Annotated in this window: 15 protein-coding genes; 11 read left to right on the plus strand and 4 right to left on the minus strand. The window is 75.2% G+C overall.

The features are described from left to right. Positions 1 to 9: 9 nt before the first annotated feature. The 6 genes from GA0070606_RS07800 to GA0070606_RS07825 all read left to right on the plus strand — a co-directional run bounded on the left by GA0070606_RS07800 (position 10) and on the right by GA0070606_RS07825 (position 5,604). A complete protein-coding gene (locus GA0070606_RS07800) occupies positions 10 to 969 on the plus strand; it encodes a hypothetical protein (protein WP_091096359.1) in 960 nt (319 codons plus the stop codon). Further along, positions 969 to 1,826: a spermidine synthase gene (locus GA0070606_RS07805; RefSeq protein ID WP_091096361.1), complete on the plus strand. Its 858-nt coding sequence runs from the start codon at positions 969 to 971 to the stop codon at positions 1,824 to 1,826. The genes GA0070606_RS07800 and GA0070606_RS07805 overlap by 1 nt, the downstream gene beginning before the upstream one ends. Before the next feature lie 82 nt (positions 1,827 to 1,908). After that, positions 1,909 to 2,601 (plus strand): sigma-70 family RNA polymerase sigma factor, encoded by a 693-nt coding sequence (locus GA0070606_RS07810; protein ID WP_091096362.1) that lies wholly within the window; start codon positions 1,909 to 1,911, stop codon positions 2,599 to 2,601. Further along, positions 2,598 to 3,380 carry an anti-sigma factor family protein gene (locus tag GA0070606_RS07815; protein WP_091096364.1) on the plus strand — a complete coding sequence of 261 codons (783 nt, stop codon included), beginning with the start codon at positions 2,598 to 2,600 and terminating at the stop codon, positions 3,378 to 3,380. Before GA0070606_RS07810 ends, GA0070606_RS07815 begins: the two co-directional genes overlap by 4 nt. 333 nt (positions 3,381 to 3,713) lie before the next feature. After that, positions 3,714 to 4,361: a COG4315 family predicted lipoprotein gene (locus GA0070606_RS07820; RefSeq protein WP_091096366.1), complete on the plus strand. Its 648-nt coding sequence runs from the start codon at positions 3,714 to 3,716 to the stop codon at positions 4,359 to 4,361. 322 nt (positions 4,362 to 4,683) lie between these two features. Beyond that, a complete protein-coding gene (locus GA0070606_RS07825) occupies positions 4,684 to 5,604 on the plus strand; it encodes a DNA-3-methyladenine glycosylase family protein (protein WP_091096368.1) in 921 nt (306 codons plus the stop codon). Positions 5,605 to 5,785: 181 nt separating this feature from the next. Here GA0070606_RS07825 and GA0070606_RS33190 read toward each other — a convergent pair whose 3' ends face one another. After that, positions 5,786 to 6,289: a DUF1990 domain-containing protein gene (locus GA0070606_RS33190; RefSeq protein WP_176737266.1), complete on the minus strand. Its 504-nt coding sequence runs from the start codon at positions 6,287 to 6,289 to the stop codon at positions 5,786 to 5,788. A 703-nt stretch (positions 6,290 to 6,992) separates the two neighbouring features. On the opposite strand from GA0070606_RS33190, the gene GA0070606_RS33870 reads away from it, so the two are divergent. Continuing rightward, the gene (locus GA0070606_RS33870) at positions 6,993 to 7,610 is read left to right on the plus strand and encodes a GNAT family N-acetyltransferase (protein ID WP_425413031.1); all 618 of its coding nucleotides are present in this window, start codon (positions 6,993 to 6,995) and stop codon (positions 7,608 to 7,610) included. Here the strand turns inward: GA0070606_RS33870 and GA0070606_RS07840 are convergent. Beyond that, positions 7,585 to 8,049 carry an SRPBCC family protein gene (locus GA0070606_RS07840; RefSeq protein WP_245724607.1) on the minus strand — a complete coding sequence of 155 codons (465 nt, stop codon included), beginning with the start codon at positions 8,047 to 8,049 and terminating at the stop codon, positions 7,585 to 7,587. The genes GA0070606_RS33870 and GA0070606_RS07840 overlap by 26 nt on opposite strands. A gap of 230 nt (positions 8,050 to 8,279) precedes the next feature. After that, positions 8,280 to 8,492 carry a hypothetical protein gene (locus GA0070606_RS07845; protein WP_091096369.1) on the minus strand — a complete coding sequence of 71 codons (213 nt, stop codon included), beginning with the start codon at positions 8,490 to 8,492 and terminating at the stop codon, positions 8,280 to 8,282. A gap of 136 nt (positions 8,493 to 8,628) precedes the next feature. On the opposite strand from GA0070606_RS07845, the gene GA0070606_RS07850 reads away from it, so the two are divergent. Then, complete coding sequence (locus GA0070606_RS07850) at positions 8,629 to 9,741, plus strand: ATP-dependent DNA ligase (RefSeq protein ID WP_091096371.1); 1,113 nt, start codon at positions 8,629 to 8,631, stop codon at positions 9,739 to 9,741. Positions 9,742 to 9,774: 33 nt separating this feature from the next. Beyond that, positions 9,775 to 11,358, plus strand: coding sequence for an alpha/beta hydrolase (locus GA0070606_RS07855; protein WP_091096373.1), 1,584 nt, complete (start codon positions 9,775 to 9,777; stop codon positions 11,356 to 11,358). On the opposite strand, the gene GA0070606_RS07860 is transcribed toward GA0070606_RS07855, so the two are convergent. Further along, on the minus strand, positions 11,285 to 11,797 hold the full coding sequence (locus GA0070606_RS07860) for a potassium channel family protein (RefSeq protein WP_091096375.1): 513 nt from the start codon (positions 11,795 to 11,797) through the stop codon (positions 11,285 to 11,287). The two genes, GA0070606_RS07855 and GA0070606_RS07860, sit on opposite strands and share 74 nt — an antisense overlap. A 73-nt stretch (positions 11,798 to 11,870) precedes the next feature. On the opposite strand from GA0070606_RS07860, the gene GA0070606_RS07865 reads away from it, so the two are divergent. Both GA0070606_RS07865 and GA0070606_RS07870 read left to right on the plus strand, forming a co-directional pair. Beyond that, entirely contained in the window at positions 11,871 to 12,323 is a 453-nt protein-coding gene (locus GA0070606_RS07865; RefSeq protein WP_091096377.1) for a GNAT family N-acetyltransferase, read from the plus strand. A gap of 153 nt (positions 12,324 to 12,476) precedes the next feature. Beyond that, the gene (locus tag GA0070606_RS07870; protein ID WP_176737267.1) at positions 12,477 to 13,019 is read left to right on the plus strand and encodes a hypothetical protein; all 543 of its coding nucleotides are present in this window, start codon (positions 12,477 to 12,479) and stop codon (positions 13,017 to 13,019) included. The last annotated feature ends 75 nt before the right edge of the window (positions 13,020 to 13,094 follow it).

The raw sequence follows: 13,094 nt of genomic DNA on the forward strand, positions 1-13,094 counted from the left end.
CTCGCTCCGGTGACCGATCCCCGGTTCTTCGTCGACGCCTGGGACCCGGCGTACGGGGCCTCGTTCGAGGCGGGGGGCGGCGGTCCCGCCGCGCCGAGCAGCGCTCAGGTCGACGCGGACGCCGAGCTGCCGGCGGTGGACTGGCGGGCGATCGGGCCGCGCCCCGGGGTCCGCGCCCCCGACGTGGTGCTGCTGGTCGACGGGGTGCGCCGGATCGACGCGAGCGTCTGGACGGCCGAGGACGACGGCGCCTCCTTCCCCGGCCTGGCCGCGTCGTACGCCGCCGGGGTGGTCCGCTGCGACCTGGAGCGCGGCGCGGCGCAGCTCGCCGGGGCGAAGGTCGGCCGGGGCCTGTTCACCGCCAGCCCGTCGGCGGTCGACGTGGTCGCGGGCAGCGTCCGCTACCCGGTGCACCGGGTCAGCGGCACGGGCGAGCTGAACAAGCTCCCCGCCGCCGTGCAGGGGCCGCTGACCGCGTTGGAGGTGGAGGTCTCCGGTGCGGCCCGCACGGACGGCGACCTGCTGGTGGTCGACGGCCCGCTGCGCAACCGACGGCAGCTGCCCCGCACCCTCGGCTACATCAAGACGCAGCACAGCCAATACCTGGACGCCCGGCTGACGGCGGTGGTCACCGGGCTCGCGGCCGGCGAGCGCTCACCGGTGTTCAGGCTCGGCACGGCGTGGGGCGGCTGGTCGTGGTATCTGCGGCTGCCGGTGGCGCTCGGCGCGCCGTGGGCGGGCATCGTGCGGATGGAGTGCTCCGCGGAGCTGACCGTCGACGAGGCGGTGGAGCTGGCCGACCTGTCGCTGGTGACGCTGCCCCGGTTCGCCTCCACCCCCTACAAGGACCCGCGGGCGCCGCAGAACCTGATCCCGATCGCCGGGCTGGAGCGCCGGCTGAGGGCGCTGCTCGGCGACGCGCGGCTGCTGCACCGGGTGCTCACCGCCGCCGCCCGGGCCCGGCGCTGATGGGGCGCCGGCGGGCCGCCGACACGGTGACCGCGCGGGTGGACACCGGCCTGGCCGAGCTGGTGCCCGATCCGGACCGGCCGGGGTCGTGGACCCTGCTGCTGGACGGCGCCCCCCAGTCGCACGTGGACCTGACCGACCCCACCCACCTGGAGTTCGAGTACGTCCGGCGGCTCGCCGCCGCGATCGACCTGCTGGCCCCGGCCGGCGCGCCGCTGCGGGTGCTGCACCTCGGCGGCGGCGCGCTCACCCTGCCCCGCTACGTGGCGGCCACCCGGCCCGGATCCGGCCAGCGGATCGTCGAGGTGGACGGCGCCCTGGTGGAGCTGGTCCGGCGGGAGCTGCCCTGGCCGGCGGACTTCCGGCTCAGGGTTCGGGTGGCCGACGCCCGCGAGGTGCTCGCCGCCAGCCGGGACGCCGGCTACGACGCGGTGGTCACCGACGTGTTCGCCGGCGCGCGCACCCCGGCGCACCTCACCTCGGTGGAGTACGCCGCCGAGGTGGCCCGGGTGCTGCGCCCCGGCGGCTTCTGCCTGGCGAACGTCGCGGACGGCCCGCCGCTGCGCTACGCGCGGGCGCAGGTCGCCACGGTCCGCTCCGTGCTGCCCCGGGCCTGCCTGGTCGGCGACGCGGCGGTGCTGCGGGGGCGGCGCTACGGCAACCTGGTGCTGGTGGCGGGCCGCGTGGAGCCGCCGGTGCCGGAGCTGACCCGGCGCGCCGCCGGGGACTGGTTCCCCGGCCGGGTGCTGGCCGGCGAGGAGCTCGACCGGTTCGCCGGTGGCGCTCCGGTGGTCCGCGACGCCGACGCGACCGACTCGACCCCGCCGCCGCCCGGAATTTTTTCCGTGCGCCGTTGATCCGTACGCGGGGGCGCTGCGTACCAACGGGCGGCCGTGCCCGCGTGGGACGGCCGATGTCATCGGACACCCGGAGGTCTGCATGCATGCGGTGGCGGCCGGTTGGCACGGCGACAGGGTGCAGCCGGACTGGATGTCCGCGCGGTCCCAGTCCCGCCCGGGCGCGTCGGCCCGCGGGGTCGACGCCTGCCCGGCGCCTCGCCAGAATGGGCCGGTGACGCCGCGCCCCGCCCCCGGACGCCACCAGGCGCCGTCGGCCGAGGCCGGCCACTCGGACCGGCTGATCCGGCTGCTCTACGCCGAGCACGCCGGTCCGCTGCTGGCGTTCGTCATGCGACTCACCGGCGGCGACCGGCAGCGCGCCGAGGACATCGTGCAGGAGACCCTGCTGCGGGCGTGGCGCAACGCGCACCGGCTGGGCGCGCAGGGGCAGGGTTCGCTGCGGCCCTGGCTGGTCACGGTGGCCCGGCGGATCGCCATCGACGAGCACCGCAGCGAGCAGGCCCGGCCGGCGGAGACGTACGACCGGGACCTGACCGCGTTCGCCGAGGCGGACAGCACCGACCGGGTGCTGCGCACCATGACCGTGGCGGACGCGCTGCGTACGCTGAGCCAGTCGCACCGGGAGATCCTGGTGGCGACGTACTTCCGGGGGCGAACGGTGCCCGAGGCGGCCGAGGAGCTGGGCCTTCCGCTCGGCACCGCCAAGTCTCGGGTCTACTACGCGCTGCGCGCGCTGCGCACGGCTCTGCAGGAACGGGGGGTGACGGAATGAGCCGGGCGGACCACATGGACGTCGCGGCGTACGCGCTGGGCGTGCTGGACGAGCACGACACGGCACGGTTCGAGGAGCACCTCGCCACCTGCTGGGCGTGCGCTGCCGAGCTGGAGACGATGGTGCCGGTCGTCGGCATGCTCTCCGACATCGACGGCGAGACGATGGCCGCGATGGAGCACGCGCAGACCGACCCGGCCCTGCTGGACCGGACGCTTGTCGCGGTACGCACCCACCGGCGGCGCGCCCGGTTCCGGCAGTTGCTCGCCACGGCCGCCGCGGTCGTGGTCCTCGGCGGGGCGACCGGCCTCGGCTTCGCCGCCGTCGCCCGCGACAGCGCGCCGGAGGTGGTGGCCGAGCCGACCCTGACGGCGCCGGTCGACCCGCCGACCGTGACCAGTTCCCGCGACCCGAACGACCCGAACCTGGGCGGCCCCGTCCCGGCGGAGGGCGAGCAGACCAACGTCACCGACCAGACGACCGGCGTGCGGGCCACCTTCTTCGTCGCCTCGAAGCAGTTCGGCACCAGCGTGAACTTCACCCTGGCGAAACTGCCCGGGCCGCGGGCCTGCCGGCTGGTGGTGGTGCGGAAGAACAACACCAGCGAGGTGATCTCCACCTGGTCGGTGCCGACCGCCGGCTACGGCACCAACGCGAACTCCGAGTCCCTGACCCTGTCGGCCACCACGTCCACCCGAAAGGCCGACATCAAGCAGTTCCAGGTGCAGTCGGTGGACGCCTCCGGGGTGGCGAGCCCGCTGGTCACCGTACCGATGTAGCCGTCCGGGGTGGCGACGTGGCCACCGGGATGGCGATGTGGCCCGCTGCTCGCCGTGCCGATACGCCCCACCGCCCGGTCGCCGCCGCCCCGCGACACGGCCCCTGCCGGCCGGTCGCCGCCGCCCCGCCGCAATGACCCGAGTCAATCGTTGGTGCAGTTTTCGGCAGTCGTCATCCCACTCCGTCTCGGCAGTCGTCATCCCACTCCGGGACACGGATTCCGGGCCGCATCGGTTCAACCAGTCCTCGTGAAATTGACCACGACTCCGCATTCAACCTTGACAGTGGCCACGCCGTATTACCCGGCGTACTGCCGAGAATGAGGAGGGCACGTGGCACAGCTGAAGCGGACCGTCATCGTCGCGGGCGCGATGGTCGCACTAACTGCCTGCGCTCCCGCGGGCTACGACGGGGCCAACCCGAACGCGGCCGAGCCGGTCGCCGTCGCCGCGGCCGAACCCAGCACGTCGGCCGAGCCTGGCACCTCGGCGTCCCCCGAGGCTCCGGCGGCCGACGCCCCGCCCCCGGCCGACGTCGAACTCACCGAGGAACTCAACGGCAGGAAGGTGGCCCGGATGGGCAGCGTGGTCACCGACCAGGACGGCTGGATCCTCTACCGCTTCGACAAGGACACCAACAACCCGCCGACCTCGAACTGCGTCGACAAGTGCGCCCAGGTGTGGCCGCCGGCGCTGACCGACGGCAACCCGGAGCTCAACGGCGTGTCCGACGACGACGTCGGCACCGTCACCCGCCAGGACGGCACCCGGCAGCTCACCCTCGACGGCTGGCCGCTCTACCGCTACATCGGCGACAAGAAGCCCGGCCAGTGGAAGGGCCAGGGCGTCGGCGGTACCTGGTTCGTGGTCGCCCCGGACGGCAAGAAGAACCTGAGCTGCCTGCCGACCGGCACCCCCAAGCCGGTCGCCCCGCCCGCGGACGACAAGGCCCAGCAGGGCGGCTCCGGCTACTCGTACTGACCCCACCGGGCCCGGTGGCCGGTCGCCGTCGGGGAGGGCGCGGCCGGCCACCGGACCGCCCGGCGGCGCGACACCGCCGGGCGGCGCGACACCGCCGGGCGGCGCGACACCGCCGGGCGGCGGCCGGCCCACCGGGCCAAGCGGTACCGGGCGTAAGAGCAACCCGCCCAGCGTCCCGGCACCGCCGGGCGTCGGCCGGTCCGCCGGGCGTCGGCCGGTCCGCCAGGCGTCGGCCGTTCGTCAGGCCGGGCGGCGTCGGCGGTGGCCCGCGCGACGGCGGTGCCCGTCGGCCACGGCGGCGGGACGTGGCAGCATGTGCGGGGTGACCGGTACCGAACCCGCCGCGCGCCGGGAGCTGCGCCCGCCGGCCGGGTACCGGCTGGCCGCGTCGGTCCGGGCACTGACCTTCAGCCCGTACGACCCGTGCGCGCGGATCGCGGCGGGCACCTTCTGGTGGGCCACCCGTACCCCCGACGGGCCGGCCACCCTCGCGCTGCGACCGGCCGACGGCGGCCTGCTGGCCGAGGGCTTCGGCCCGGGCGCCGGCTGGGTGGTGGACCGGGCGGACGCCGTCGCCGGGCTGCGCGACGACCTCACCGGGTTCGCCGAACTCGCCGCCGGCCATCCCGTGGTGGCCCGGCTGGCGGCCCGGCACCGAGGGCTGCGGATGCCGGCCACCGGGCAGGTCTTCCCCCGGCTGCTCCGCGCGGTCTTCGAGCAGAAGGTGACCGGCAAGGAGGCGTACCGGGCGTACGCCGCGACCGTGCGTCACTTCGCCGAGGCGGCGCCCGGGCCGATGCAGCCGCTGCTGCTGCCGCCCGAGCCGGCGGCGGTGGCCGCCACCCCGTACTGGGTGTTCCACCCGTTCGGAGTGGAGCAGCGCCGGGCCGACACGCTGCGCCGCGCCGCCGCCGTCGCGGACCGACTGGAGCGCTGCGTGGACTCCGCCGAGGCCACCCGCCGGCTCACCGCCATCGCCGGCATCGGGCCGTGGACCGCCGCCGAGGTGGTGCGGATCGCGTACGGGGACCCGGACGCGGTGAGCGTCGGCGACTTCCACGTACCGAACACGGTCGCCTGGGCCCTCGCCGGCGAGCCACGCGGCGACGACGCGCGGATGCTGGCGCTGCTGGAGCCGTTCCGGGGGCACCGGGGCCGGGTCTGCGTGCTGCTCGAGGCAGCGGGCGTCCAGGCCCCGAAGTACGGCCCCCGGATGCCCATCCGCTCCTTCGCGAGGTTCTGACCGCCTCGCTCCCACCGGTCCCCTGCGTCGGCCGGCCGCCGGCTTCCACCGGCGCCGGCCGTCCACGAGCCGCTGCCTCCCACCGGCCGGGGCCGTCCACGAGCCGCTGCCTCCCACCGGCCGGAGGGCTCCCACCTGGCCTTCCGTTCACCGGCGGCGATGCGCCTCCCGCGCCCCCGGGTCAGGGGCGGGCGCAGAGGCGGCGCAGGGTGCGGCCGAGCCACCAGGCGTACGCATGCTGGAAAGCCCTGCCGGCGGGCCCCGCGGCGCGCATCATCCAGCGGTCGGGCCGGCTGAACGCGATCACCTCGAACCAGACGCGGCCCGCGTCGTCGCGGCTGACCACGAAGGCCTCCTCGCCGCTGGCCGGGTGCCCCGGCAACGTGCCGTACCCGAAACCGGCCCGCCGGTCGTCGTCGACGGCCCAGACCACCTCGCAGGGCGCGGCCAGCCGCAACGGTCCGACCCCCAGCCGGGAGACCACCCCCACCCCGGGCGCGGCGCGGTCGGCGCCCGCGTCGATCCGGATGCCGGCCGCCCGGTGCAGGCGCCAGCCGAGCACCGCAGCCCCGGCGGGGCCGAAGCAGGAGTCGGGCAGCCGCACCCGGTGCCGCACGTGCCGCCAGCCGGGCGGCAGGTCCCCGGTGCGGGTGGCACCGACGTGCGGATAGGTCAGTGCCGGCACGGCGCGCACCCCCACGGCTCGACGGAACAACGCCAGCGTACGGCCGGCGCCGACGGGGTACGCACCGGGCAACTCAACTGTCGGCAAGAGGCCCGACGCGTCCTGACGACGCCAACGCCGGCATTGGCGAGGCCGTCCGGCGGCAGCCGCGTCGGCGGCAGCCGCGTACGCAGCGGCGGGCGGCAGCCGGGTACGCAATTTCCCGGAAATAGTGGCCTCCTGGCGTGCGGAAGCCACTATTTCCGGGAAGTTGTCCGCATCTCGTCGAAGCGAGGCCGGGTGAGGAGGTCGGGAGCCTGTGCCAAGGAGCACGGCCCGGGAGCGGGCGCCCAAGCAGTGGCAGGAGCGCAAAGCAGGGCCGGAAGCAAGGCCCGGGAGTCCGGGAGCAGTGCCCGGAAGCTCGGGCCCGGGAACAGGACCGCGGAGCGGAGCCCGAAAGCGGACCCCCGAAACAGGGCCGCGGAGCACGACCGCCGAAACAGGGCCGCGGAAGCACGGCCCCGGCACAGGGCCGCGGAAGCACGGCCCTGGCACAGGCCCAGGAGGCCGGACGAGGCCGGACACCGACCGGGCCACGGCGACCGGGCTGCAAGCGGCCAGGTTGGTGGCTGAGTCGGCCGGGCGGGACGCGGAAAGGGCATGGGCGGGGAGGGCGAGCGGGTGCGGCGGGGTCTGCGGAGTCCGGTTGTGGTTGGCTGTCGGCGTGATCATCGAGCCGCGCATCGCCTCGGCCGGCGTGGCGGACGCCGGGGAGATCCTCACCGTGCAGCGTGCCGCTTACCTCGTCGAGGCACAGCGCTACGCCGACCCGTTCCTGCCGCCGCTGACCGAGACTCTGGACGAGGTGCGGGCGGTGCTCGCGGGGCCGGCGACGGTGCTCACCGCCCGGCTCGGCCACCGGCTCGTCGGTTCGGTGCGGGCCCACGTCGACGGTGACACCGCGCACGTCGGCCGCCTCTCCGTCGCACCCGACCAGCAGGGGCGGGGCGTCGGCGGGCGGCTGCTGCTGGCGGTCGAGGCGGCCTGCCTGGCACAAGAAACCGCCCCGGCCGGAGAGCCCACCCCGGCCGGAAAGCCCACCCCGGCCGGAAAGCCCGCCCCGGCCGGAAAGCCCGCCCCGGCCGGAGAGCCCGCCCCGGCGGCTCCCGGCGTCGGCCGGCTGCGCCGCTTCGCGCTCTTCACCGGCGCCGACAGCGAGCAGAACCTCCGCCTGTACCGCCGGCACGGCTACCGGGTGGTCGGGCACCGGCCGGACCCGAACGGCATCCGGCTCGCCCTGCTGGAGAAGGCCGTGGTCAGTCCTGCTCGCAGCGACGCCTGAGCCCGTCGGCCTCCATCCGCAGGTAGCGGCGCGTCAGGTCGCCGTAGAGCCAGCCGACGAGCCCGGCCAGCGGCCCGGACTGCGTGAGGACCAGGTCGACCCGGGTGCGCCCGGCGGCCAGCGGCAGCACGCGGTGCTCGGCAAGGGTGCTCACCCCTGGGTTGCGCGAGACCCAGGAGAAGGAGACTCCGTCGGTCAGCTCGGTGACCCGCCACACGGCCGGCCGCAGCTTCGGCTGCTCCAGCCGGGCGGTGGCACCCACCGCCAGCGGCCCCGCCTCCCCCCGCCGGGCGCGACGCACCGAGGGCGTCCACTCCGGCCACCGCTCGACGTCTACCAGCACCGCCCAGACGCGTCCGGCCTCGGCGGCCACCTCCGTACCTGCCTCGAACCGCATCAGCGCGCCCTCCCCGTGGCGGCGCCCGCGCGCCGCTCCCACGGAACGACGCTGCCCGCCGGATCGTCACCGCGGCATCCTCCGGCCGGTCGGTTCGCGACCGGCCCGCCCGGCCGGCCACACCCGAGCGGCCAGCCCTGTTCGGCGGTCAACCCGCCCGAGCGGGCGGGACGGGGCGGGGCGAGGCGAGGCGAGGCGAGGCGAGGCGGCGCGATGGTGGGCCAGGCGAGGGCCGCCGGTCGCGACGCGGCGGCCGGTCGGGCGCCGTCGGGTCAGGCGGCCTCGTGCAGGTCGGCCAGCCCGAGGGGGGTACGCCGGCGCAGCAGCTCCTCCAGTTCCGCCACCGAGCCGACCTCACCGATCACGTCCTTGCCGCCGCCGAACCGGGCCGGATAGCGGCGCACCAGCCGGTAGCGGTGCCGGCCCCGGATCAGCTCGACGCTGACCCGCCACCGACCGCAGCAGCCGCAGACCCACTCCGACACCCCGCGAAAGTAGCTCTGACCTGCGGTTTTCTGATTCGCCCGGCGAGGCAGGAGCGGGTCGCGGGCGGACACGCCGCCCGGCAACCGACCGTGATGTGCCTCACGACTGTCGGTGCCGTCTGGTTGACTTGTCGCCGTGAAGCTGCCGATCAGTCCACCGGTCGAGCCGATGCTGGCCAAGAGCGTCCCGCGGATCCCCACCGCGTCCGGGATGACCTACGAGCCGAAGTGGGACGGCTTCCGGTGCATCGTGTTCCGCGACGGCGACGAGGTGGAGCTGTCCAGCCGGGGCGGGAAGTCGATGACCCGCTACTTTCCCGAGGTGGTCGAGCAGGCGCGCCGCCAGCTTCCCGAGCGGTGCGCGGTCGACGGTGAGCTGATCGTGATCCGGCGCGACGGCCCGGGCGGGCAGCCCCGGCTCGACTTCGAGCTGCTGGCCCAGCGGGTGCATCCGGCCGCGTCCCGGGTGCGGCTGCTGGCCGAGACCACGCCGGCCGACTTCGTCGCCTTCGACCTGCTCGCCCTCGACGACGAGGCGATGCTCGACCGGCCCTACCCGGAGCGCCGGGCCCGGCTGGCGGCGGCCCTGGCCAAGGTGCGCCCGCCGGTGCACGTCACCCAGGTCACGACCGACGTCGACACCGCACACCGCTGGTTCGACGTTTTCGAGGGCGCCGGTCTGGACGGCCTGATCGCCAAGCCCGCCGACCTGCCCTACGAGCCCGGCAAGCGGCTGATGTTCAAGGTCAAGCACGCGCGCACGGCCGACGTGGTGGTCGCCGGGTTCCGGTGGCACAAGTCCGGTCCGGTGGTCGGCTCGCTCCTGCTCGGGCTCTACGACGACGAGGGCGTCCTGCACCACGTCGGGGTGAGCGCCTCGTTCACGATGGCGCGGCGCGCGGAGCTGCTGGAGGAGCTGGAGCCCTACCGCGACGTGGGCGCCGACCATCCGTGGGTGCACGGCGACCACGAGCGCGGCCAGCGCCTGCCCGGCGGGGTCAGCCGCTGGACGGGCACCCGCAACCTGGAGTGGGAGCCGCTGCGCCCCGAACTGGTGGTCGAGGTGGGCTACGACGCGATGGAGGGCGACCGCTTCCGGCACACCGCCCGGTTCGTCCGCTGGCGGCCCGACCGCGATCCCCGCTCCTGCCGCTACGACCAGCTCGATCGGCCGGTCCGGTTCGACGTGGACCAGGTGCTCCGCGGCGACCCGACGGTGACGGCGGAGCCCGCCGCCGGCCCGGCGTAGCCTGGCCGTCGACCCGACCACGGAGGCCCGCTCGTGACCCGCACTCTCGCCCGGATCCGCCGGTTCCGGCCCGCCCTGGCCGGCCTGGCCGCCGCCGCGCTGCTCGTCGCCGGCTGCACCCTGCCGGCGTTCGCGCCCCGGACGGAGGCCGAGGACGAGGCCGCCGCGCCGGGCGCCGCGCCGACCTGGCGGGCCTGCCCCGAGGTGGCCGAGGACCTGGTCGGCCGGGGCGCGCCGAACATGCGCTACGAGTGTGCCCGGATCAAGGTGCCGCGCAACTGGGGCACGGGCGGCGGGGCCGCCGCCGGCCCGGGTGCCGGGCAGACCTTCGAGATCGCGCTGCTGCGGGCGCGGTCGAGCGCGCAACGCGACCGGATCGGCTCGCTGGTGGTCAATCCGGGCGGGCCCGGCGGCTCCGGGGTGGACACCGCGGTCTACCTCTCCTTCGGTCCGGCGTTCGGCGGGCTGCCCACCTCGATCACCGACCGGTTCGACATCGTCGGCTTCGACCCGCGCGGGGTGTCCCGGTCCAGCCCGGTGGAGTGCATCTCCGACGCCGACCTGGATGCGAACTTCGGCTACGACCCCGACCCGCGTAGCCAGCGGTCCTTCGACGGGTTCGTGGAGCTCAGCCAGCGGATCGGGCGCGGTTGCGGCGACCGCTACGGCGACCAGTTGCCGCTCTACGGCACCGAGCAGGCCGCCCGGGACATGGACGCGGTCCGCGCGGCCGTCGGCGACGACAAGCTGACCTACCTCGGCTACTCCTACGGCACCCTGCTCGGCGCCACCTACGCGCAGCTCTACCCGCAGCGGGTCCGGGCGCTGGTGCTCGACGGCGCGATCGACCCGAAGCAGGATCTGATCGCCGGTTCGGAGAGCCAGGCCAAGGGCTTCGAGCGGGCCTTCGGCAACTTCACCCGGTGGTGTGCCGCCAACGCCGGCCGCTGCCCGATCGCCCCGGACGCCCGGGCCGCGGTCACGTCGGCCATCGACAGGGCGCGGGTGTCCCCCGTGCGCGGCGACGACGGCCGGGAGGCCACCGCCGGTTGGGTCTTCTACGCGATCATCTCCTCGCTCTACACGGAGCAGGGGTGGCAGGAGCTGGCCCGCGCCATCGACAAGCTGGAGGGCGGCGACCCGGCGGACGTGTTCCGCCTCGCCGACGCGTACGCCGACCGGGAATCCGACGGGCGCTACTCGAATCTCTTCGACGCCAACCTCGCCGTCAACTGCGCCGACGAGGAGCAGAAGCCGAGCCGGGAGCGGATCCGTCAGCTCCAGTCGCAGTGGCGGGCGAAGTACCCGCTGTTCGGCCCGTCCCTGGCCGTCGGCATGCTCTCCTGCACGGAGTGGCCGGGCGGGCGCGACCCCTACCCGACGGGCCGGGCCGACGGGGCGCCGCCGATCCTGGTGGTGGGCACCACCGGCGACCCGGCGACGCCCTACGAGCAGACCGGCGAGCTGGCCGAGATGCTCGGTGTGGGCCGGGTGCTCACCTGGGAGGGCGAGGGGCACACCGCCTACCCGCAGACCTCCTGCATCACCGAGGCCGTCGACGCCTACCTGATCGACCTGGCCGTTCCCAGGGAGGGCCTGCGCTGCCCGGCCCGCTGACCGGCCGCTCGGGCGGCAGGTCGGGCAGCTCGATGCCCTGCCGGAGGGCGATCTCCTCCAGCAGGGCCCGCATACGGCGGACGTCGGCCTTGAGCTGTTCCTGCTCCTCATGCTCGAAGGCGTCGTCGTCGACGATCAACTGGCTGGCGAAGTGCGCGGTGATCAGCGGGATGACCAGCAGCACCATGGTCGAGATGAGCAACGCGGCGAGGGTACGGCCCTGCCAGCTGACCGGCGAGATGTCGCCGTACCCGACGGTGGAGGCGGTCACCACCGCCCACCAGACGGCGTCAGCCGGGCTGCGGTTCTCCACCTCGCCGTAGATGACCCCGGCCACCACGATCATCAGCAGGTAGGAGATGATCAGCGTCCGCGGCGAGTTGGCGAACCAGACCAGGCCCCGGTAGATCCACCGGAACGGCAGCAGCAGGACGTCCATGAGGAACCATGCTGCCCCGTGCCGGCAAGCGCCGCCCGCGCATCGGTCCGTGCCACTGTGTCACGCTGGCGGCATGAGCGACGTGATCTTCCGCGAGGCCGTCCGGGCCGACCTTCCCGCAGTGCTCGCCCTGCTCGCCGACGACGTGCTCGGCAGGTCCCGGGACTTCACGGAGGTCGACGCCGCGTACGAGAAGGCGTTCGCCGACATCTCCGCCGACCCGCGCAACCAGTTCATCGTGGCCGACGCCGACGGCGAACTGGTCGGCTGCATGCAGCTCACGTACATTCCCGGCCTCAGCCGGCACGGCGCCGAGCGGCAGCTCGTCGAGTCGGTCCGGGTCCGCTCCGACCTGCGCGGGCAGGGGCTCGGCCGGCAGATGATGGTCTGGGCCGTCGACCAGGCGAAGCAGCGGGGTTGCGCCCTGGTGCAGCTCACCACGGACAAGTCCCGACCCGACGCGCACCGCTTCTACGTCGGCCTCGGCTTCACCCCCAGCCACGAGGGCATGAAGCTCTCCCTCTGATCCCGGCACCTGCCCGCCGGCCCCGACCGACCGCGATCCGCGCGGCGACTCCGGGCGCTCCCCCGTGCAGGGGAGTCGATTCACCCGCCAGCGGGGTGTCGGGCCGTCCTCGGCCGGCGAGGCTGGAGCAGCCGCCGAGGAACGGAGTCCGTCATGAGCACCACCACCGCTGTCGCCCCCACCCCGCCGGGTCACGTCCGGGACGGTCGGCCGGCGCCGCGGTGGGCCGTGCGGGTCGCTCACCTGATTCCCCTGGTCACCCTCCCGTCGGGGCTGTGGCGCGTCGCGCTGGTGCTCGGGATCCCCATCGGCGCGTTCATCGACGGCGAGCCGGTCCGGGTGGGCGGCGGGGAGGCCGCGTACATCCTGTCGCTGTCGGTGACCCAGGAGGCGCTGGCGCTGCTCTCGCTCGGGCTGGTCCGGCCGTGGGGCGAGGTCTTCCCACGCTGGCTGCCGCTGGTCGGCGGGCGGCGGGTGCCGCCGCCGTTCGCCGAGACCGCCGCCACCGCCGGCGGCGTCGCGCTCATCCTGATCTGGGGGTACGCCGCGATCGGTGTGCTCCTGCACGGCGACGAGATGGAGTTCTCCCCCGGCGGGATGGCGCTGCTGGTGACCTGTTACGCCCCGCTGCTGCTCTGGGGTCCGCTGCTGCTCGCGCTCACCGTGGCCTACCACCGGCGTCGCTGCCGCAGCTGAGCACGACGCGTGACGCCGCGCCCGGATGGCCCCACCCCGGTCGCCGGGGCCGGCCCGCGCCGGACGGCGAACCCC

Source organism: Micromonospora citrea (genome assembly GCF_900090315.1).
In the GTDB taxonomy this organism is placed as follows: Bacteria; Actinomycetota; Actinomycetes; order Mycobacteriales; family Micromonosporaceae; genus Micromonospora; species Micromonospora citrea.